The 21868-nt window shown below is 69.5% G+C and carries 18 protein-coding genes; 9 read left to right on the top strand and 9 right to left on the bottom strand.

Annotated features, from left to right (window positions below; translation table 11 throughout):
- Positions 1-114: 114 nt before the first annotated feature.
- From EJ913_RS01825 to tssA, 9 genes are all read right to left on the bottom strand, one after another.
- The gene (locus EJ913_RS01825; protein ID WP_126994263.1) at positions 115-1656 is read right to left on the bottom strand and encodes a methyltransferase regulatory domain-containing protein; all 1542 of its coding nucleotides are present in this window, start codon (positions 1654-1656) and stop codon (positions 115-117) included.
- A gap of 43 nt (positions 1657-1699) precedes the next feature.
- The gene (tssG, locus tag EJ913_RS01820; protein ID WP_126994262.1) at positions 1700-2785 is read right to left on the bottom strand and encodes a type VI secretion system baseplate subunit TssG; all 1086 of its coding nucleotides are present in this window, start codon (positions 2783-2785) and stop codon (positions 1700-1702) included.
- Entirely contained in the window at positions 2749-4581 is a 1833-nt protein-coding gene (tssF, locus tag EJ913_RS01815; protein WP_126994260.1) for a type VI secretion system baseplate subunit TssF, read from the bottom strand. Before tssF ends, tssG begins: the two co-directional genes overlap by 37 nt.
- Entirely contained in the window at positions 4574-5050 is a 477-nt protein-coding gene (tssE, locus tag EJ913_RS01810) for a type VI secretion system baseplate subunit TssE (RefSeq protein ID WP_126994258.1), read from the bottom strand. The genes tssF and tssE overlap by 8 nt, the downstream gene beginning before the upstream one ends.
- Positions 5051-5206: 156 nt before the next feature.
- Entirely contained in the window at positions 5207-6013 is an 807-nt protein-coding gene (locus EJ913_RS01805; RefSeq protein WP_126994256.1) for a type VI secretion system accessory protein TagJ, read from the bottom strand.
- A gap of 19 nt (positions 6014-6032) precedes the next feature.
- Positions 6033-7553, bottom strand: coding sequence for a type VI secretion system contractile sheath large subunit (tssC, locus tag EJ913_RS01800; RefSeq protein WP_126994254.1), 1521 nt, complete (start codon positions 7551-7553; stop codon positions 6033-6035).
- A 28-nt stretch (positions 7554-7581) separates the two neighbouring features.
- The gene (gene tssC, locus EJ913_RS01795; RefSeq protein WP_126994252.1) at positions 7582-9075 is read right to left on the bottom strand and encodes a type VI secretion system contractile sheath large subunit; all 1494 of its coding nucleotides are present in this window, start codon (positions 9073-9075) and stop codon (positions 7582-7584) included.
- Positions 9076-9079: 4 nt separating this feature from the next.
- Positions 9080-9589, bottom strand: a complete 510-nt coding sequence (gene tssB, locus EJ913_RS01790) for a type VI secretion system contractile sheath small subunit (protein ID WP_126994250.1) — start codon at positions 9587-9589, stop codon at positions 9080-9082.
- A 42-nt stretch (positions 9590-9631) separates the two neighbouring features.
- Positions 9632-10768, bottom strand: a complete 1137-nt coding sequence (gene tssA, locus EJ913_RS01785; protein ID WP_126994248.1) for a type VI secretion system protein TssA — start codon at positions 10766-10768, stop codon at positions 9632-9634.
- A 275-nt stretch (positions 10769-11043) separates the two neighbouring features.
- On the opposite strand from tssA, the gene EJ913_RS01780 reads away from it, so the two are divergent.
- The 9 genes from EJ913_RS01780 to tssK all read left to right on the top strand — a co-directional run bounded on the left by EJ913_RS01780 (position 11044) and on the right by tssK (position 21865).
- Positions 11044-11283, top strand: a complete 240-nt coding sequence (locus tag EJ913_RS01780) for a hypothetical protein (RefSeq protein WP_126994246.1) — start codon at positions 11044-11046, stop codon at positions 11281-11283.
- A gap of 19 nt (positions 11284-11302) precedes the next feature.
- Positions 11303-11686, top strand: coding sequence for a PAAR domain-containing protein (locus EJ913_RS01775; protein ID WP_126994244.1), 384 nt, complete (start codon positions 11303-11305; stop codon positions 11684-11686).
- Positions 11687-11690: 4 nt separating this feature from the next.
- Positions 11691-12776, top strand: a complete 1086-nt coding sequence (locus EJ913_RS01770; RefSeq protein ID WP_126994242.1) for a methyltransferase domain-containing protein — start codon at positions 11691-11693, stop codon at positions 12774-12776.
- A 115-nt stretch (positions 12777-12891) separates the two neighbouring features.
- Positions 12892-15573 carry a type VI secretion system ATPase TssH gene (tssH, locus tag EJ913_RS01765; RefSeq protein ID WP_425321102.1) on the top strand — a complete coding sequence of 894 codons (2682 nt, stop codon included), beginning with the start codon at positions 12892-12894 and terminating at the stop codon, positions 15571-15573.
- A gap of 123 nt (positions 15574-15696) precedes the next feature.
- Positions 15697-16173: an Hcp family type VI secretion system effector gene (locus tag EJ913_RS01760; protein WP_126994238.1), complete on the top strand. Its 477-nt coding sequence runs from the start codon at positions 15697-15699 to the stop codon at positions 16171-16173.
- Between the two features lie 274 nt (positions 16174-16447).
- Positions 16448-18568, top strand: a complete 2121-nt coding sequence (locus tag EJ913_RS01750) for a type VI secretion system Vgr family protein (protein ID WP_126994234.1) — start codon at positions 16448-16450, stop codon at positions 18566-18568.
- A gap of 79 nt (positions 18569-18647) precedes the next feature.
- Entirely contained in the window at positions 18648-19217 is a 570-nt protein-coding gene (locus EJ913_RS01745; RefSeq protein WP_244939207.1) for a DUF6931 family protein, read from the top strand.
- Positions 19218-19221: 4 nt separating this feature from the next.
- A complete protein-coding gene (tagH, locus tag EJ913_RS01740) occupies positions 19222-20466 on the top strand; it encodes a type VI secretion system-associated FHA domain protein TagH (RefSeq protein ID WP_126994230.1) in 1245 nt (414 codons plus the stop codon).
- 64 nt (positions 20467-20530) lie between these two features.
- Complete coding sequence (gene tssK / locus EJ913_RS01735; RefSeq protein WP_126994228.1) at positions 20531-21865, top strand: type VI secretion system baseplate subunit TssK; 1335 nt, start codon at positions 20531-20533, stop codon at positions 21863-21865.
- The last annotated feature ends 3 nt before the right edge of the window (positions 21866-21868 follow it).

The raw sequence follows: 21868 nt of genomic DNA, 5'->3' as shown, positions 1-21868 counted from the left end.
ATAACAGCGCGCGGACGGATGGTCACCCGGAACCAAAGGGGGTGCGGTGACAATTGCTTGGCCGGCGGCCTGTCCGGCGGCTCCGATCGCTTGGCGGTCCTCACCCGACACTCCTCACCCGATGACGCCCAGCTTGCGCCAGACCGGCAGGCTGTTGCGCAGGCACCAGCCCATGCTCTCGTCGATGGCGTTGCGGCTGGCGTCGTCGGCGTTCTCCGGCGCCGACAGCCGCTTCATCGCGTGGACGACCAGCGCGTCGACCTGTTCCGGCACGCCCTCGCACAGACCGTCGTAGAGCAGGGCCTCGACCACGCTGACGTGCAGCCCGGCTCCGCCGACCGAGGCCGCGAACGCGCTGCTCTTGCGCCCCTCGCTGGTCGCCAGCTCGGCGGCGGCGGCGCGGTTGTGCGCCAGCACGGACGGCAGCGGAGTCACGCGGTCCGCCGGTTCGAGCACCGGCAGCGCTTGGGCGGAGCCGGTCAGCATGCCGGCGATCTCCACCGCCGACAGCTTGCCGCCGGCCCGGCGCACCTCGGGCAACTCCATCAGCTCGCCGATCCGGCGCGGGCGTTCGGCCAGCGCGTCGAAGATCGGCTCATAGTGTTTGGCCTCCAGCGTCGCCTCGCCGAGAGGCACCTGGATCGTCGTGCGGGCGTCGGCACGGGGCACGATCAGCGCCATTCCCATGTCGGCCAGCAGCGCGTCGCGCTTGGCCACGCTGATGCGCCGGGCGCCGCGCACGAACACGTCGCGGCGGAAGGGGCGGCCGACGCAGTAGTCCTTGAAGGTCTCGCGCAGGCTGGGCACGCCGATTCCGTCGAGCGCCGTGCGCTGCTCGGCGGTGAGGGCCAACTCCGGGTAGTTCTCGAACAGGGTGGCGGAGCCGGCGTAGGTCAGCTTCGCCTCGCCCAGCTCGCGGGCGACGTCGACGTGGTAGAGCGGGTGCCAGCTTCCGTTCAGGTATTCGTGCGCCAGATAGACCGACTGGTCCGTGGCGCTCTGCGTCTTGCTCTCGCCGCGCAGCTTGGCGAACATCGCCTCGTCGCCCAGGATCTTGGCCCCGGCCTTGAAGAGCGATTCCGCGAAGTCCAGCCCGGCCTTGACCTGCCGGTCGCTGCGCTCGTGGACCAGCCCGGAATACTCGTAGAGCAGCCGTTGCAGCGGCATCATCGGCGTCCAGCCGGGCTGCGCGTTGTAGCTGACGTAGACGATGCCGCCGGGCTTGAGCTTCTTCGACAGGAAGCGCGCGATGGCGCCCCGGTTCATCGGGCTGACCCAGCTGTAGACGCCGTGCAAGGTGACGAAGTCGAACTCCGGCAACTCCGGCCCCGTGCCGTCGGCCAGATCGGCGAAGCTCGCCTCGTGGAAGGCGATGTTGGTCAGCCCGGCCTCGGCGGCGGCGTCGCGGGCGCGGGCGATGTGGGCCGGGTGGAAGTCCACCGCGTGGAAGCGCCCCTTCGGGTTGGCCGCCGCGAACAGCGCCACCGTTGTGCCGTGGCCGCAGCCCAGCTCGCAATAGTCGAAGCCGTTGGCGGTCGCGGGCGGGGCGATGCCGTTGATCAGGCAGCTCAGCGTCAGATGCGCCGGCCCCTGCTCGCGGTAGAAGCCCGGCAGATACTCGATGTCCGACACATAGCCGGCGCTCCAGTCGCTCATGGTGTCCTCGGTCCTTGCGGCGTCATGGCGGCGTTGCGCCCCCTTACAAATCCTGCATCGGAAACACGGCGTCGCTGCGCTCCACCGGGCTCGGCGCGTGCAGCACCCAGCCGTTCCAGCCCAGCCGCGTCGCGTCCTGGTCCTCCGAACCCGCCGCCAGTCGGGCGGCCGGCACATGCGGGGCGTCCAGCGTCACCTGCAGCTCGAAATCCAGCTCCGGCCCGACGTAGAGCCGCACCAGATCCTGCAGCTTCCGGAACTCGCGCCCCTCGGGCATGAAGTCCTGGAACTGGGCGCGGTTCAGCGGGCCGATGCGCAGGCGGAACTTGCCCTGGACGTCCCAGGCGCGGTCGCCGGCCAAGGCGTCGATGCCGAGCCGGCAATGCTGCCCCTGCGGGTCGCCCAAGGATGGCAGCCGGGTCTGCCCGTCCGGCGCCACCGGCAGCCAGCTTCCGACGAAGCAGTCCACCGCCACCGGGCGGCCCAGGAAATCCGACAGCAGCCCCTGCAAATCCGCCGCCGAGCGCGGCCCCCGCGCCATCAGGCCGGAGTAGTGCAGCAGCGTTTCGTCCTCGACCGCCAGCCGCTTGGTCAGCGACGGCGAGCCGATGCCGACGAAGCTGGACACGGCGGTGGTCACCGGGTCGGGATCGCGCCCGTCCAGCCCGCGCTCGAACGACACCGGCAGGCGGTACTTGGCCCAGGCGCGGTAGAACAGCGACAGCGAACGGTGATGGAAGACGTCGAAGAAGTCGCGCAGCGACCGGTTGCGCTCGCGCAAGGACCGGATCATCAACTCGGTGTAGTGCTGCGGCAGCACGCCGAGCGGCCCGACCAGCCCCATAAAGGCGCCGACGATCTGCGGCGGCTTGCCGTCCACCCCGGCCTCCGCCCCCGTCACTTGGTTGCCGGGGAAGGTCAGCGAGGTCTCGGCGCGCAGGCGCACAACCTCCTCGCGCGGGTCGTGGTCGTGGCCCACGGCGCGGCGCGGCGCCGTGCGGCGGTCCCGCGCGTCGCGCTTGGCCTGCCATTCCAGCACCCGCACCGCCTGGAAGAAATCGAAGCGGTGGGGGGTGCGGAACAGGCGCTCGACTACAGAAGCGGGCGGTTGCCGGCGCGGGCGGGCCATGTGCGCAGCACTCCGGTGCGTCCCTTCACCGTGGCGGTCAGCCGGGTGAAGGAGTTGATCGAGCAGTAAAGCCCCAGGAAATGGTCGAGGATCATGCCGAGCAGGAACATGCCGCTGCCGCTGAAGCGCTGCGGATCGAACTCGATGGTCACGTCGATGCCCCGGCACAGCGCGTCGCCCCAGGCGACGTCGCCCGGCCGTGAGGGCGCCCGTGCAGTGCCGCGCTTGGTCGACACCGACAGGATGCCGTCGGCGATGCCGCGCGTCTCCGCCGAATCGCGGAAGTCGTAGAGCCGCAGGATCTCGCGCAGCGCCTCGGTGCCCTCCTCGCCGCCCGAAAGCGACAGGTGATTCAGCAGCAGGTGCGAGATCAGCCGCCAGCGGTGCCCCTGCCGTTCGGCGATGCGCAGCGTCGCGGTCGGCGGGGTCAGGCAGGACACGCCGGCGACCGCCGCCATGCCTTCGGTCAGCTTCATGTAGGGGTGGCCGCCGCCGTAGGGCAGTTGCCCCGGCAGGTCACGGTTGAGGCAGGTGGTCTCCACCGACAGCACCGATTCGGCCGGGCTGGACGGGTCGAAATCGAGGTCGACCAGCGCCAGATGCACCTCGGTCCCCGGATCGCGCCCGCCGGCCGGGCGGCGGCTGGCGGTGTAGTAGGTGCGGGTCACCGATTCCACGCCGCCGTGGCGCAGCCCGTAGAAGGGCAGGAAGCGCCGCTGCTGGCCGGCCGGGTCGGTCGCCACCACGCCGTCCACCGAATGGACCTCCAGCGCGCCGGGGCGCCTTGCGTCGGCGACGACCCGGTGCTCGTGCTGGGTCTGGGTCAGCGCCACCGGCTCGGCCCGCTGGCGGAACAGGTTGACGACCGGGGTGCAGCCGAGCGCGATGTTGTCCTTCGACACCGCGCGCTCCAGGTCGCCGTCGGTGCGGTTCAGGTAGACGAAGATCTCCAGCCGGTTGCCGGCCCGCCGCAGCACCTTCGACGACAGGTCGAGGTCGAAGAAGAGGAACTTCTCCGGGAAGGCGAAATACTCGGTCAGCAGCCGGTAGCCCTGATGCGAGCGGGCGGGGTAGGGCAGCATCCCCTCGTCGTCGGCGAAACCGACCGGGCGGATCGCGTCCGGGCCGAGGATCACCGCGTCGGGATCGCGGGCGTCGTCGGCCAGCGCCACCGACAGCGCGTTGTTGAACAGCAGCTCGTGCAGCGCGTAGACCTGCTGCGGCTGGCCGCGCAGGAAGAAGCGCAAGGAGCCCGGTTGCAGGCCGGCGAAGGTCATGTCGGGCGCGCGGCAGCGCAGGGTCAGCCGCAGCGCCGCGACGGCGTCGGCGCCGCGCGGGTTGGGCGGGGCCACCAGCGGGCGTCCGGCCAGCGTCGCCTGTTCCAGCTCGATCGGCCAGAGCGTGGTCGGGTAGACGGTGCGGAAGCGGCAGGTCTCGCCGCGCAGGGGTTCCGAATCCAGCTCGGTCCCCTTCGGCACGGTGTAGGGGCCGGTCAGGTCGGGGCTGCCCTTCATCTGCACCACCGCCATCGACGGCACCGGCGCCAGATAATGCGGGTAGAGCACGTCGAGCAGCGTGTCGACCAGTTCCGGGTATTCGTCGTCCAGCTTGCGGCTGATGCGGGCGTTCAGGAAGGCGACGCCTTCGAGCAGCCGCGCGACGTGGGGATCCTCCACGGCGTCGGCGCTGAGCCGCAGCCGCCCGGCGATCTTCGGGTGCGCCTCCGAGAACTCCGCCGCCATGCGGCGCAGATAGGTCAGCTCGCGGTTGTAGTAAGGGAGAAGTTCGTCAGCCACGGGACTTGCTCGTCACGGAGACCATGTTGGAGGTCGGGTCGACCAGCGAATCGAAGACCATCGGCTGGGGCGCCGGGTCGGCGTGGATCAGCGCCTCGATCCGGAAGCGCAGCGTGCGGTCGGCCGGGTCGCTGTTCTCGACCATCGTCACCGACAGCCGGGCGAAGCGCGGTTCCCACCGGCGGATCGCCGCCTCGATCTGCGCCACCACCTCGCGGCGGCGGGCGTCGGTGGCGAGGTTCTCGCTCAGCAGATCCTGGCAGCCGTAGGCGAGGATCGAATCCGACAGCTCCGTCAGGTCGCCCGGCCAGCCCAGCACCCGCCGTCGGGTGTTCAGCAGGTTTTCGAGATCGCGCCGGATCGACGCCCGCAGATCGGCCAGCGTGTGCGGGCGCGGCGTGGCGGTTTCCGGCGAATCGTCGAGCAGGCGGTCGAGCACCGACAGGGTGATGGACTGGTTGCGATCCAAAGGCGGCGACCTTTTTGTGGCGGAGTGCTGGCGCTTGCCCCCTCCCCATCCCTCCCCCGCTGCGCGGGAGAGGGGGCAGGAGCTTTGCGGGAGTAAGGCGGCACTCCCCTCTCCCGCCGAAGGGGGGGGAGGGTTAGGGAGGGGGCAAAGGCGCCTTTACGACGCCCCCGTGAACTCCAGCGTGCCGAGCTGCATGATGGGAACGCTCTCCTCGCCGACCAGGAAGCAGCGCTGGCCGACGCCACGGATCGGCGCGCCGTCCGCCTCCAGCCAGTCGGTGGCGCGGCCCAGCTTCAGCGCGGTCTCGGCGTCCGCGGGCGCGCCGCCATAGACCGCCGGCAGGTAGACCTCGCCGTCCGGACCGCCGCGCACCACCATGTGGGCCGGTCGCCACAGCAGATCGCGGGCGCGTTCCGGGGCGCGGAACTCGACCAGCTCGACGCTCTCGGTGGGGATCCAGAAATACTTTCCGGTGCTGGTGTAGACCTCGAAGAAGCCGCCGGTCACGTCGTCGAGATCGCGGAAGTCGTCGAAGGCCGCGCCGTCGTGGCTGCCGGCGGCGGGCGGGCGCAGTTCCTCGGCCTGGGACAGCTTGGCCAGCGCCTCGGCGGAATCGCCGGCGCGCAACGCGACCAGGGCTTCCAGATGCAGGCGGAGATGGTCGGGCGGCGGCGCGTCGATGAACTCGGGCAGGCGGCCGTCGGCGAAGAGCTGGCGGCGGGCCTGGTCGGCGCGCACCAACTGGCGGAACAGCGCCATCGTCACGGCGATCTGCGGCTCCTGCGTGCCGATGGTGTCGAGCTGCAGGTCGGCGCGGTCGAGGTTCCCGGCGAAGCTCAGCAGTTCGGCCAGGAAGACGCGGTTGTCGATGTCTTTCGGCTTCTTCTTGAGTTCGCCGTTCAGGGCGGTGATCGCCTCGTCGAGACGGCCGGACTGGAAGAGTTGGGCTGCGGTTTCGCTCATCGTTGTCTCTCTCCCCCGATCAGGCGGGTCCGTTTTGAGCCAGCTCGGTCACCAGCTTGAAGGTCGAGAAGACCTGATCGAGCTGAAAATGCGGCCGAAGATGAATGACGCATTGGTAATTGCCGGGCTTGCCCGGCATGGGGCGAACCAGGATGCTGCCCTCGCGCAGCGGGTAACGGGCCTTCTGGTCCATGCTGGCGTCGTCGTTGCCCAGGCAATAGCCGTGCAGCCAGCGTTGCAGGTCGCGCTCGCACTCCTCGGGCGAGCCGAAGGAGCCGACGCGGTCGCGCACCATCACCTTCAGGAAATGGGCGAAGCGCGCGATGCAGAACATGTAGCGCAGCATGGCCGACAGCCGGGCGTTGGCGGTGGCGGCGCCGCTGGTGTACTGCCCGACCCGCTGGACCGACTGGTTGCCGTAGAAGACCAGATAGGGCGTGTCCTTGCAGCGGCTGACCGGGATGAAGCCGAGATCGTCGAGATCGCGCTCCAGATGGTCGGAGATCGCCACCTCCACCGCGAATTTCTGCGCCACCCCGGCGGCGTCGGTGCCGAAATCGGGGACCACCAGCTCGGTCGCCAGCCCGCCGCCGACCACGTCGCGCTGGGCGCCCCGGATGTCGGCGAACCAGCCGTGCTGGAGGAAGGAGCGGATCAGCACGGTGCCGAAGGCGTAGACCGCGTTGCCCCAGCAATGGTCCTCCAGCCGCATGCCGCCCTCGCCGCCGACCGATTCCTCGCGGAAGCGGAAGCCGTGGCGGGCGCGCGGGTCGTCGCCGTAGGGCTCGCGCATCAGCACGCGCGGCAGCGCGACGCCGAGGAAGCGCGAATCCTCCGTCTCCTGGAACCGTTGCCAGCGCTGGTACTCGGCCTGCCGCAGCACCGATTTCAGGTCGAGCGGCAGGCCCAGCTCGTGGAAGGTCTCCAGCCCGAACAACTCGGGCGCGGCGCCCAGGATGGCCGGCGCGAAGGCGGCGGCGGCGACCTGCGCCAGCCCCTTGAGGCCCGAGACGTCGTCGGTCGGGTGGTCCTTGGTCGGCCGGTGCTGCACCGCGTAGTCGCAGAGCAGCACGCCGAAGGGACGCCCGCCCGGCATGCCGAACTCGTCGCTGTAGATCTTGTTGAACAGGTGGCTCTGGTCGAACTCGATGGCCCGTTCCTGGTCGCGGCAGACCTCCGGCCAGGTGACGTTCAGCAGGCGGAGCACGACCGATTCGACCGATTCCGACTGGCGGACCAGCGCCTGCGCCCCGCGCCACGACGATTCCAGGGCCTGGAAGCGCTTGTGGTGGAGGATCGCGTTGACCTGCTCGCTCAGCAGCGCGTCGATGGCCGCGATGTCGCGGTCCAGGGCGGCGCGCAGCCGGTCGAGCGAATCCATGACCGCGAGCGTGGGGCCGAACCACAGCCACAGCGCGTCGCCGGACCCGCCCGCCGCCAGGAAGGCGTCGAGCGGGCCTGGATCGTCGCGCTGGAGCGCCATGTCGACGACGCGCAGGCGCAACGGCCGTTCGATGACCGTGGCGTCCGCGTCGTCCATTCCGGCGTCCGGCGTCACGTCGCCGCCGTCAGCCGGCCTGCGGGATGCGGGCGACCATGCGCATGGAGGTGGTCAGTTCCTCCATCTGCAGCCACGGGCGCATCCAGGCGACGGCGTTGTACGACCCCGGCTTGCCTGGGATCTCCTTCACCTGCACCTTGGCTTCGGCCAGCGGGTACTTCGCCTTCATCTCCTGACCGGCGGCCTCGTTGCCGTTGACGTAGTTCAGGATCCAGCGGTTCAGCCAGGCCTCGCAGTCGCTCGCCTCCATGAAGGAGCCGATCTTGTCGCGCGCCATGATCTTCAGGTAATGCGCGAAGCGCGAGGTCGCCATGATGTAGGGCAGGCGGGCGGAGATCGCGGCGTTCGCGGTCGCCTCCGGCCGGTCGTACTTCTTGGCCTTCTGCGTGGTCTGCGCGCCGAAGAAGACGGCGTAGTCCTGGTTCTTGTAGTGGCAGAGCGGCAGGAAGCCGAGCTTCGACAGCTCCGCCTCGCGGCGGTCGGTGATGCCGATCTCGGTCGGGCACTTGGCGTCGCTGTCGCCGTCGTCCGAGGTGAAGGTGTGGAAGGGCAGGTTCTCGACCTTGCCGCCGCCCTCGGCGCCGCGGATGGCGGTGCACCAGCCGTATTGCGAGAAGGCGTTGGTCAGGCGCTGGGCCGCCGCGTAGGACGAGTTCATCCAGCAATAGTCGTCGTGGCCCATCGACCGGGCGACGCCGCCCTCATACGGAGCCTCCTCGTACGAGAACTCCTCGATCGGCTTGGTGTTGGCGCCGTAGGGCAGGCGGGCGAGCACGCGCGGCATGGTCAGCGTCACGAAGCGGCTGTCCTCGCTCTCGCGGAAGCTGCGCCACTTGGTGTACTCGACGCTGTCGAAGATCTTCTCCAGGTCGCGCGGCTTGGACAGGTCGGTCATGCTCTCGAAGCCGAACAGCTTCGGGCTGGCGGCCGAGATGAAGGGCGCGAAGGCGGCGGCGGCGACGTTCGAGACGCCGCTCAGCAGCTCGATGTCGTCGGGGTGGTTGGTGAACTCGTAATCGCCGACCAGCGCGCCGTAGGGCTCGCCGCCGGCCATGCCGAACTCGTTCTCGTAGATCTTCTTGAACAGGCTGCTCTGGTCGAACTCGGCCGCCTTGGAGATGTCCTTGTACAGGTCCTTCTTGGAGGCGTTCATCACCCGAATCTTGAGATTCGAGCTGGTCTCCGAGTTCATCACCAGATAGTTCAGGCCGCGCCACGAGCCTTCCAGCTTCTGGAACTTCTCGTGGTGCATGATGGCGTTGAGCTGCTTGGAGATCTTGGCGTCGATCGCGTCGATCGCGCGGTTGATCGTCAGGCCCAGATTCTTGTTGAAGGTGACCGTTCCGGCCAGCGCTTCCTGGGTCAGCGTGCGCAGCAGCTCCTGCGCGCGGTCGGGCTCGGTCTGCTTGGTCGCGGCGATGGCCTGGTCGAGGATCGACAGGGCCGAACCTTCGGCGACGGAACCGGTCGCGCCGGCTCCCTGGGCGTGAGCGTCGCTCATGGGATCAACCCTCCTTCTTCTCGTCGGTGCCGAGCTGGCCGCTGAGCGCGCTCAACTCCTCGGTGTTCTGCAACACGCGCTCCAGCAGCCCTTCCAGCTCTTCCGAGCGGTCGGCCTTGCTCAGCAGGTCGCGGAGCTGGTTGCGGGTGTCGAGCAGCTTGCGCAGCGGCTCGACCTGCTGGACGACGCGGGCCGGCTCGAAATCCTCCATCGACTTGAAGGTCAGGTCGACGCCGAGCTGGCTGCCGTCCTCGGCCAGGGTGTTGTCCACCTTCAGCTTCAGGCCGGGCGTCATGCGGGCCATGACGTCGTTGAAGTTGTCGCGGTCGATCTGGATGAACTTGCGGTCCTTGAGCGGCTTCAGCGGCTCGGTCGGGTCGCCCGAGAAGTCGCCGAGCACGCCGACGACGAAGGGCAGTTCCTTGACGATCGCCGCGCCTTCGGTCTCGACATCGTAGGTGATGTGGACGCGGGGCTTGCGCACGCGATCCAGCTTCTGGTGGATACTCGCCATCTGATCCAATCTCCCTGCTCACGCCGTGTTAGGCGATGATCGTCAATACCCGGATTGCTCGGCCGGCGGCGGCGCCTTGGCGCCGGAGGCGACGAAGAACAGCCGCCGCGTCTCCTCGTCGGTGATGAGTTCCTGCAAGAGTTCCGGCAGCGTCATGCGGCCGCGCCGCACCACCTCCTCCAATGTGTAGGACATCGGGGAGTGGGGCTCCGTCTTGCGGAAGAAATCGGCGATCTGCAAGAGGGCGCGGAAGGCGTCGTCGCGTGTTGTGACAACGCCGCCGATCGCGGCCTTGGCCGTGGCGGCCACCGCACCGCCCGCCGCGCCGCCGTCCCCGCCGGACGGACCGGCGGCGGCCTCGGCCAGGGGCGCGTCGTCGGTCAGCGTCGCCAGACGGTCGCGGGCGGCGTAGTTCACCGCGTCCAGCGCCGCGCTCAGCACGTTGCGGATGTTGCCGGCGGGCGGCGCGTCGTAGCCGGCCTTGTCGTAGAGCGCCTTGCCCAGCGCCTCGAACTCGTCGATGGCGCCCTGGATGTCCTCGACCAGCGTGCGGAACTCCGAGGCCGGGGTCTCGCGCACGCTCTGCTCGAACTGCTCCCAGGTCACCGCGCCGTTGTCGATCCGCGCCTGGCGGCGGTTCTCGTCGGTGATCTTGGACAGCTCGATGGCTTGTTCGTAGTGCCACAGCGCGTAGGGCGTGTCGCCCAGCGTCAGCGGCACCTTGCGGATCGGCTGGATCAGCGTGCCGTCGGCGGATTCACCGTTCAGGCCGGTCAGCGGGCCGACGCGGGTCTCGATCCCGTCCTCGTCCGGCGCGGGGTAGAGGTTGTCCCAGAACTTCTCGACCAGACCGCGCGCCAGGGCGAAGCCGTCGCGCAGGCCCGCGAAACCCTGGGCGCGCAGCAGCGCCTCGATGAACCAGGCGGTGACTTCGAGGTCCTTGGCCTGGGTGCGCAGGATGAGGGGCGAGACGTCGAGGATCGTGCGCCATTCCGGCAGCAGGGCGCCGGTGTCGTCCTCCACGTCCATCGAGCGCTCGGCGGCGCGGGCGGCGCTGCGGGCGTCCTTGACGGCGTAATAATCGGTGGATGCGTTCTCGCGGAGGTCGATCCCCGTGTCGGGATCTCCCTCAATGGCTGCGAGCAGTTCCTCGATGTCGAAAAGCTGCGGTGTCGGCATGAAGGAAGGCACCCTTTCCGCATTCGTATGAAGAAAGTAAGGGCTTTGGCAGCAGGGCTCCGAAGAGACGGAGCAGCCGCTTCCGCAAAATTGATAGCGTTACTATTCTCGGATACACAAGGTGAATCGTTCGGACAAGGGCATCCGTAAGAAATATTGCATTTGCGTAACAAGCCAGCGGTTTGGGTACCTCGACGGGCTTGACGAATCGATATTGCGCAGGGATGCTAACCCTCAACGCCTCCGGCCAAAACCCGTTCGGGACGCCCCATTCCATGACTCACGCCGTGACGATCGAAAAGCGGGATGCCTCCGGGCGTCTGATCGCCCGTTTGGCCATGGCTGGCGGCACGCTGAACGGGCCTTGCGTCTTCTTCGCCGAGGATGGGGAGACGGTGCTGTCCACGGCGGTCTTCCGCGACGGGCGGCCGGTCCTTCCCGACCCGTTGCCCGGTCCGACGCCCTCCGCGCTGCCGCCCCGGCCGCCGGTGGCGGCGGGCGATCTCCTGTTCTGACCCGACCGGAGACCCGACGATGCCTCCCGCCGCCCGCCTCGGCGACATGATCAAGCAGGACGCGCCGCACTGCCACGCGCCCATCCACCCGCCGGCCCTGGTGCCGGCGCCGGCCCCGCATCCGGGGCTGCCGCTGGCGATCATGCTGGGCAGCCCGACCGTGCTGATCGGCAAGATGCCGGCGGCGCGCGTCACCGACATCTCGGCGCCCTGCATGCTGCCGGGCTGCGTGCCGGCCGGGCCGGGGATGATCGCCAAGGGATCGGCGACGGTGCTGATCAACAATCTGCCCGCCGCCCGGATCAACGACATGACGGCCCATGTCAGCTGCGTCGCCCCGATCCCCGGTCCGGTGGGCAAGGTGCTGCCGCCCGGCTGTCCCACCGTGATCATCGGCGGCTGACGGCATGCGGCTTGGCCATTTCGAACGCCTCAACCCCGTCTGCCCGCACTGCCTGTGGACGCGCGGCACCGCCGTGCCGCTGGCGCTGGGCGTGGTGGAGGCGGAAGTGGCCGGCCCCGAGGGTGGCGACGTGCGCTGGGGCACGCTGCTCTGCACCGATCCGGGCTGCGCGATGGAGTATCCCATCGTCGACGGCGCCCCGGTCCTGGTGCCCGACCCGCGCGGCTGGATGGCGGCGAACGGCCATCTGCTGACCACCCGCGCCGACATCCCGCCGGTGATGGAAGGGGTGCTGGGCGACGCCTTCGGCCCCGACAGCGCCTTCAACGCCACGCGCCAGCATCTGTCGAGCTACGGCTGGGACCATTACGGCGACCGCGACCGCCAGCCGGGCGGCGAGGCGGAGGCCGCCGGGTCGGTGGTGCGCTGCCTGTCGGCGGGGCTGGGGCGGCTGGGGCCGCTGCCCGCCGGTCCGATCCTCGATCTGGGCTGCGCCGCCGGGCGCACCAGCTTCGAGCTGGCCGGGCGGACCGACGATCTCGTGTTGGGGCTGGACCTGCACTGGCCGCTGCTGGCGCTGGCGCGCCACGTGCTCGACACCGGCGAGGCGGTCTATCCGTTGCGCCGCTCGGGCATCGTCTACGAGCGCCGCCGCGCCGAGGCGCGCTTTCCGGGCGCCGAGCGGGTGGATTTCTGGATCGGCGACGCCCTGGCGCCGCCCTTCGCGCCGGGGAGCTTCGCGCTGGTCACGGCGATGAACCTGCTCGACTGCGTCGCCTCGCCGCCGGCCCTGTTGCACGCCATCGACCGCGCCGTGGCCGAGGGCGGCGGCGCCCTGCTGGCGACACCCTTCGACTGGGCGACCCAGGCGACGCCGGTGGAGGCGTGGCTGGGCGGCCATTCCCAGCGCGGCGACGACGCCGGCCGCTGCGAGGCGGTGCTGGCCCGGCTGCTGACGCCGGGCGCCCACGCGCAGTCGGTGACGCGGCTGCGGCTGGACGGCGAGCCGCTGGAGGTTCCCTGGACGGTCCGCATGCACGACCGCGCCCGGATGCAGTACGCGGCGCATCTCGTGGCGCTGCGGGCATGAGCATGACGGAATTTGAACGCAAGTCCCGCCGGCCCATCGGCCGGACGGATCGGACACACACACGCACACGCGTGAACGAGGGGGTGGAGTGATGGTGGCGGTCGATCTCCAAAGCATGATTTCGCGGCTGAATCCGCTGTGCCGGCGCACGCTGGAGGCGGCGGTCGGGCAGACTCTGTCGCGCACGCATTACAACTGCGAGATCGAGCATTGGCTCCTTCAGTTGGTCGGCGCCACCGACGGCGACGTTTCCGCCGTGCTGCGCAACTACGAGATCGACGCCGGGCGCCTGTCGGCCGACCTGACCCGCGTGCTCGACAAGCTGAAGACCGGCAACAGCCGGGCGCCGGCCCTGTCGCCCAACCTCGTGCAGCTGATGCGCGAGGCGTGGGTGCTGGCCTCGCTGCAATACGGCGAGGGGGCGGTGCGCTCGGGCCATCTGCTGGCGGCGCTGCTGTCCGATGAATCGCTGGCGGCCCAGGCGCGCGACATGTCGGGCCAGTTCGCCCGCATCACCGCCGACGTGCTGCGCCGCGACCTGCCCAAGATCGCCGCCGAAACGGCCGAGGCGCGGACCTCCGCCCCGGTGGCGGCGGCCGGCGGTGGCGGCGCCCCCGCGGCCGGCGGACCGAAGGTGGGCGGGGCGACGCCCAACCTCGACCAGTACACCATCGACCTGACCGCCCGCGCCAAGGAGGGCAAGATCGACCCGGTGCTCGGCCGCGACGCCGAGATCCGCCAGATCATCGACGTGCTGACCCGCCGCCGCCAGAACAACCCGATCCTCACCGGCGAGGCCGGCGTCGGCAAGACGGCGGTGGTGGAGGGCTTCGCGCTGCGCATCGCGGCCGGCGACGTGCCGCCCGACCTGCGCAACGTCCGCCTGATGTCGCTCGACCTCGGCCTGCTCCAGGCCGGCGCCGGCATGAAGGGCGAGTTCGAGAACCGCCTGAAGGGCGTGATCGACGAGGTGAAGGGCTCGACCCAGCCCATCATCATGTTCATCGACGAGGCGCACACCCTGATCGGCGCCGGCGGGCAGGCCGGGCAGAACGACGCCGCCAACCTGTTGAAGCCGGCGCTGGCGCGCGGCGAGATGCGCACCATCGCCGCCACCACCTGGGCCGAGTACAAGAAGTACTTCGAGAAGGACCCGGCGCTGACCCGCCGCTTCCAGGTGGTGAAGGTGGAGGAGCCGACCGAGCCGGTCGCCATCGACATGATGCGCGGCCTGACCGCGACGCTGGAAAGGCACCACAAGGTCCGCATCGTCACCGAGGGGCTGATCGAATCGGTCCGCCTGTCTAGCCGCTACATCCCGGCCCGCCAGCTTCCCGACAAGGCGGTCAGCCTGCTCGATACCGCCTGCGCCCGCGTGGCGATGAGCCAGACGGCGACCCCGCCGGCCATCGAGGACCGCCGCCGCACCATCCAGCTCACCGAGACGGAGCTGGCGATCCTGGAGCGCGAGCAGGCCATCGGCATCGAGCACGCCGAGCAGGTGGGCGAGCTGAAGGCCCGCGTCGCCACCGTCACCGCCGATCTGGCGGTGCTGGAGGAACGCTGGGCCAAAGAGCTGCAACTGGTCCGCGCCATCAACGAGGCCCGCGACCAGTTGTTCGAGGCGCATGAGCAGGCCAAGGCCGCCGCCGCTCCCGAGGCCGGCGCCGCGCCGGAGATCTCGCCGGCCGCCGCCGAGGCGGAAGAGCAGAGCCTCAACGCCCGTCTGGCGGCGTTGCAGGAGGAGCTGACCACGCTCCAGGGCGAGGACCCGCTGGTCAAGGTCGCGGTCGACGGGCAGGCGGTGGCCGAGGTGGTCGCCAACTGGACCGGCGTGCCGGTCGGCCGCATGGTCTCCAACGAGATCAAGACGGTGCTGTCGCTGGCCGACCGCATGAAGGAGCGCATCATCGGCCAGGACCACGCGCTGGACGCCATCGCCCAGGCGATGTGGACCAGCCGGGCCAAGCTGACCGACCCGCGCAAGCCGATCGGCGTCTTCCTGATGGTCGGCACGTCGGGTGTCGGCAAGACCGAGACGGCGCTGACGCTGGCCGACCTGATCTACGGCGGCGAGCAGAACGTCACCACCATCAACATGACCGAGTACAAGGAGGAGCATAAGGTCTCGCTCCTGCTGGGCTCGCCTCCGGGCTATGTCGGCTTCGGCGAGGGCGGCGTGCTGACCGAGGCGGTGCGCCGCCGGCCCTACAGCGTCGTCCTGCTCGACGAGCTGGAGAAGGCCCATCCCGGCGTGCAGGACATCTTCTTCCAGGTGTTCGACAAGGGGACGATCAAGGACGGCGAGGGCCGCGACATCGACTTCAAGAACACCGTCATCATCATGACGTCGAACGCCGGCACCGACCTGATCCACAAGCTCTGCGCCGATCCGGAGACCGCGCCGGACGCGGAAGGGCTGCTGGAGGCGCTGCGGCCCGAGCTGCAGAAGAGCTTCAAGCCGGCCTTCCTCGGACGCTGCACGGTGGTGCCGTATTTCCAGCTCTCCGACGAGAACCTGTCGAAGATCGTCGGCCTCCAACTCAACCGCATCCGCAAGCGCGTGGTGCAGAACTACAAGGCGGAGTTCACCTATTCCGACGAACTGATCCAGAGCATCGTCGGCCGCTGCCAGGAGGTCGAGAGCGGCGCCCGCAACATCGAGACCATCCTGAACCGCACCCTTCTGCCGGAGATCTCGTCCCGCATCCTCGCCCGCATGGGCGAGGGCGAGCCGATCGCCCGCATCCATGTTTCGGTCGATGCCGGAGACCGTTTCGTCTACGACATCGCCTGATCGCCCCGGGGATCCGCGCAAATAACGGCGGGCGGTGACGCCCGTCACAGCGCAGGTCCCGGTATCTTTCGTAAGAAAACACCACCAACGAAATCGTCACCCAACACACCCGAGGAGACTTTCATGGCGATCTACATCAAGTACGACGGCATCGACGGCGAAGCGACCCACGACACCCACAAGAAGTGGCTGGACGTCGGTTCCCTCCAGTGGGGTGTCGGCCGCGCCATCAGCACCCCGTCGGGCGCCACCACCAACCGCGAAGCGTCGGAGCCGTCGGTCAGCGAAGTCACCATCACCAAGCTGATGGACTCGTCCTCGCCGAAGTTCTTCGTCGAGTCCTGCACGGGCGCGGCCGGCAAGAAGGTGCAGATCCACCTCGTCACCACCGGCAGCCCGGGCAACACCTACGCCGAATACACCCTGACCAACGCCCTGGTCTCGGCCTACTCGATGTCCAGCGGCGGCGACCGTCCGTCGGAGTCGATCTCCATCAGCTTCACGAAGATGGAGTACAAGTTCATCCCCTACGACGACAAGAACAAGGCCGGCACGCCGATCTCGGTCTCCTACGACCTGTCGACGACCAAGAGCGCCTGATAACGGGCGGGTTCGCCCCCCCCGTCCCCGCCACGGCCTTCGCCCTTCCCTGGGCGGAGCGGGGGCGGGCCGGGGACGAATCCCCCGTGGGCGCTGATTTAGCCCCTCTCCCCTTGCGGGAGAGGGGTTGGGGTGAGGGGTACGCAAACCTCTTCTTCGCCTTTGGCGAACACCCCTCATCCCAACCCTTCTCCCGCAAGGGGAGAAGGGCTTAAATCAGTTCTTGTCAGGCGTACACCTCCCCACCGCATCACTTCGAAGGACCGTGGATCGCATGTCGGACGTGCCAACCATCTCGCAGGCCGGCCGGCTTCTGTCGCTGGCGTCGCCGCTGGGCACGGATGTCCTGATCCCCGTCGCCGTCGAGGGCGAGGAGGGGCTGTCGAGCCTCTTCCACTACACGATCAGCCTGATCTCGTCGGATGTGGCGATCGCGCCGGGCGACATCCTCGGCAAGTCGTTGACGCTGTCCATCGCGCGCAAGGGCGGCGAGCCCCGGATCATCAACGGCATCGTCAAAACCTTTGCCGCCGGCCCGATGGCGCTGCGCGGCTACCGCCGCTACACGGCCGAGATCGTGCCGACCCTGTGGCTGACCACGCTGCGCTCCGACTGCCAGGTGTTCCAGGACAAGAGCGTCGTGCAGATCGTCGACGCCGTGCTGGCCGATTCCGGCGTGACCGAGGTCAAGAAGCAGGGGCTGTCCGGCACCCACAACCCGCGCCCGGTCTGCGTGCAGTACCGCGAGACGCATTTCGACTTCATCGCCCGCCTGCTCCAGGACGAGGGCATCTACTTCTATTTCCAGCACGAGGCTGGGAAGCACACGCTGGTGCTGAGCGATTCCGCCGCCGGCTACACCGACTGCCTCGACAAGGACGTCATCCACGCGGCGGCGACCCAGGCCAACACCCTGCTGATCGACGGCTGGTCGCACGGCCAGTCCTACGAGACCGGCAAGTGGACGCTCAAGGACTACAATTTCGAGACGCCGAGCACCGACCTGACCGCGACCACCACCACCGTGCTGAGCGTCGCCGCCTTCAAGTCGCACGAGCGCTTCGACTATCCGGGCGGGTACACGCTGAAGGCCGACGGCACCGCGCTCTCCCGCCTGCGGATGGAGGAGACCGAGACCGGCTACGACCGGGTCGAGGGCAGCGGCACCTACCGGGGCTTCCTGGCCGGCGGCAAGATCGAGATGACCAGCCACGCCGTGGCGTCCGAGATCGGCCAGGGCTATGTGCTGACCTCCGTCGCGCTCTCCGCCCAGGACGAGAGCCATCTCGGCAACAGCGGCGCCGCGCCCCAGTTCTCCAACCGCTTCACCGCGATCCCCGACAGCGTCGTGTTCCGCCCGCCGCCGGTGCCGCGCCCGCGCACCCACGGGCCGGACACCGCCACCGTGGTCGGCCCCAGCGGCGAGGAGATCTACTGCGACAAATACGGCCGCGTCCGGGTCCAGTTCCATTGGGACCGCAAGGGCGCCAACGACGAGACCAGCTTCGTCTGGATCCGCGTCGCCCAGACCATGGCCGGCAAGAACTGGGGCACCATCTTCACCCCGCGCGTCGGCATGGAGGTGGTGGTCGATTATCTCGGCGGCGATCCCGACCGGCCGCTGATCACCGGCTGCGTCTACAACGCCGAGAACATGCCGCCTTACACGCTGCCCGACAACAAGACCCAGAGCGGCATGAAGACCCGCTCCAGCAAGGGCGGCAGCGCCGAGACGTTCAACGAACTGCGCTTCGAGGACAAGAAGGACGCGGAGGAGATCTACGTCCACGCCCAGAAGGACTTCAAGCGGATGGTGGAGAACGACGACAGTCTCCAGGTCGATCACGACCAGACCATCACCGTGAAGAACGACCGCACCGAAACGGTGTCGGAAGGCAACGAGAAGGTCACCATCACCAAGGGCAACCGCACCGTCACCGTGTCGGAGGGCAACGACACCCACGAGGTGACCAAGGGCAACCAGTCGCTGACGGTGGGGGAGGGCAACCGGACGGTTACCGTCTCCAAGGGCAACGACACCCACACGGTCAGCAAGGGCAACCGGGCGGCCACCGTGTCCCAGGGGAACGAGACGCTGACGGTGTCCCAGGGCAACGTCACCCAGGACGTCAAGCAGGGCGATTATTCGCTGAAGCTCGGGATGGGCGACGCGTCGATCAAATGCACCGCCGGGTCGGTCAAAATAGAGGCCGGGACGGCGATCGAGTTGAAGGTCGGTGCCAACAGCCTCAAGATCGACCAGATGGGCGTCACCATCAAAGGGTCCATGGTCAAGCTCACCGGCGACATGCAGGTGCAGATCAAGGGGGCGATGACGCAGGTCAACGGCGACGCCATGGTGCAGATCAAGGGCGGGGTCGTCACCATCAACTGATGGCCGGTCAGGGTTGGTGTCCGGTCACGACGCAACGGTGGTTTTTCGAGCGGGGTTCGGTCAGGTGGACATCGGGTTGTTGCCGAAATTGCGGTTCGCCCACGCGGCCCAGGCGGTCGCGGGGCTGGAGCTGTCGCCCGAGGCGACGGCGCTGATGGCGCCGAACGTCGGGACGGCGCCCTTCCTCAAGGCGCTGATCGAGGCCGAACTGTTCGTGGACGCCATCCGTCTGCTGGGCATGGCCCTGCCGCGCCGCGAGGCGGTGTGGTGGGGCTGCCTCGCCGCGCGCGGCGCCCTGGCCCCCGACGCGGCGCCGGCCGACGTCGCGGCGCTGGAGGCGGCGGAGGCCTGGGTCTACCGCCCGACGGAGGAGAACCGCCGCGCCACCTTCGCCCCGGCCGAGGCGGCGAACTTCCAGACCGCCTGCGCCTACGCGGCGATGGCCGCCTTCTGGTCGGGCGGTAGCCTCGCGCCCCCCGACGCGGCGGTGGTGATCCCGCCGGGCGACGGGCTGACCGGCACGGCCGCCGCCGCCGCCGTGCTGATGGCCGCCGCCGCCGTGCCCAAGGAGGCGCCGGCCCGCCAGCGCGCGACGCTGGTCCAGGCGCTCGACATCGCCAACGGCGGCAGCGGCAAGGTGGGGGCGTGACGCCATGAAGCTTCGACTGACCCTGATCCAAGGCCCACCCTCTCAGGGCGGCGATCTGACACGCGATCTCGGCACCGGGCGGCTGGTCATCGGGCGCGGCGTCGAGTGCGACTGGGCGTTGAGCGATCCGGAACGGGCGCTGTCCAAGACCCACTGCATGGTCGAGTTCAAGGGTGGCGTCTACGTCGTCATCGACAGCTCGACCAACGGCGTCTTCCTGAACGACGCCGGAGCGCCGATCGGACGCGGCAATTCGGCGGTGATCGGCGACGGCGACCGGCTGCGGCTGGGCGGCTACGTCATCCGCGCCGGCTTCGCCGCCGACGAGGCGCCGCCCGCCAACGACCCCTTCCTGGCCGTGCTGCGTTCCGGCGACACGCCCGCCGCCTCCGGTGGCTTCGGCGGTCCCCCGGCGGCGGACGACCCCTTCGCGCCGTCCTACGGGCGCGGCGCCGTGCCGATGATGCCGATCCCCGAGGACGACGACCTGTTCGGCGAACGCGCGCCGCGCGCCGACGGCGGCTGGGACAGCGGCGGTGGCGGCAGCGGCTGGGGCGTGGGCGGGGGAGGCGGCTCCTGGCAGCCGACCGCCGCCGGCAACGAGGCGGAGGCGTCCTGGCCCAAGGCCGGTCAGGTGGATTTCGCCCCCGACGACCTCGGCACGATGCGGGTGGCGACCGACAGCTCCGGCATTCCCGACGACTGGCTCGACGAGCCGCTGAGCCCCGCCGATTTGCCGTCGTCCCAGGCTCCATCCCCGTTCCAGGCGCCGCCGCCCGCTCCGGCAGCCTCCGCGCTGCCCGACGACTGGGACGACGAGCCGCTGGTGCCGCCGGCCTTCGGCCGCGCGCCCGCGCCGACGCCGTTCCCCGCCGCCCCGGCCACCACCCCGACCGCCGACCAGACGGCGCTGACCCGCGCGCTGGTCGACGTGGTGATGGGCCTCGTCCGCCGGCAGGCGGCGCTGGAGGCAATGCTCGGCCTCGACCCCGACGACACGCTGGCGCAGGGCGATTCCCCGCTGCGCCGGGCCGTCGGCGCCGACGACGCGCTGGCCCGCCTGAGCGCGCTTCCCGCCGGGGAGGCCGAGGCGCTGCTGCGCGCGGTCACCGACGACGGCGCGGCGCACCAGTCGGCGCTGCTGGCCGCCATCCGCGAGCTGGCCGGCGAGACCACCGACGGTGACGCGCGCTTGGCGGCGCTCTACCGGCGCCTGCTGCCGATCCACCGGCAGGTGCTGGGCGGATGAGCGGCGCCCGGACTCCGACACCGAACCCGACACCGATTCCCCGTTCGTACAAAGGAACGCGCCCATGAGCTGGGACGACAAGGTCATCTGGTCCGAGGGGATGTTCCTGCGGGCGCAGCATTTCCAGCAGCAGGACCGCTACGTCGAGCGGCTGGTGCGCGGCCGCGTCGGCGGCATCCGGCCCTTCGCCTGGGGCATCACCGAGCTGACCATCAACCGGGAGCTTCTGGCCGTCGGCAAGTTCGCCGTGCTGCGCTGCAAGGGCATCCTGGAGGACGGCACCCCGATCAACATCCCCGAGGACGACGACCCGCCGCCCCCGCTCGACCTGCCCGAGACGCTGGGGTCGAGCATCGTCTACCTCGCCTTGCCGGTCCGCCAGCGCGGCGGCGTCGAGTTCGAGGTGGGCGAGAGCGCCGATTCCGCCACCCGCTACGTCGGGCAGGAGGGAGAGACGGTGGACGCCGTCGCCAATTCCGCCAGCGTGTCGCGCATCCGCACCGGCAAGCTGCGTCTGCGCTACCGGCTGGAGCGGCAGGAGCGCGCCGGCTACCACTGCCTGGGCCTCGCCCGCATCCAGGAGGTGCGGTCCGACCGCCACGCCACGCTCGACGAGCGCTACATCCCGCCGGCCCTCAACGTCGCGGCGCTGGTGCCGCTGTCCGGCTACGTCACCGAGATCCAGGGCCTGCTGGGCAGCCGGGGCGAGGCGCTGGCCGCCCGCGTTTCCGGCTCTGGCGCGCGGGGGGCGGCGGAGATCGCCGACTTCCTGATGCTCCAGGTCGTCAACCGGATGGAGCCGGTCGTCGCCAACCTCGCCCGCATGCCCGACATCCACCCGGAGCGCCTGCACGGCTTGGCGCTGGGGCTGGCCGGCGAACTGGCGACCTTCACCGCCGCCAACAAGCGCCCGCCCTCCTTCCCGCCCTACCGCCACGACGACCTCCAGGGCACGCTGGAGCCGGTGATCGCCGAGATCCGCCGCTCGCTCAGCGCCGTCCTGGAGCAGACCGCGATCCCCATCGAGCTGCAGGAGCGCAAATACGGCATCCGCGTCGGCACCATCGCCGACCGCACGCTCATCACCACGGCCAGCTTCGTCCTGGCGGTGCGCGCCGACATGCCCGGCGAGGCGCTGCGCCGCAACTTCCCGGCCTTGGTGAAGATCGGCTCGGTCGAACAAATCCGTGAACTCGTCAATGTCCAATTGCCCGGAATTCGAGTAAGGCCATTGCCCGTCGCGCCCCGCCAGCTGCCTTATCATGCCGGTGCTGTGTATTTTGAGCTGGAACGGGGTAGCCCGATTTGGAAACAGCTTGCAACCTCGGGCGGAATCGCGGTTCATCTGGCGGGTGACTTTCCCCAAGTGGCGATGGAGCTTTGGGCGATCCGTGGCTGATCC

Source organism: Azospirillum doebereinerae, from assembly GCF_003989665.1.
Taxonomy (GTDB): Bacteria; Pseudomonadota; Alphaproteobacteria; order Azospirillales; family Azospirillaceae; genus Azospirillum; species Azospirillum doebereinerae.
The sequence above is the reverse complement of the archived record's forward strand: the minus strand, read 5'-3'. Positions and strand labels throughout refer to the sequence as shown.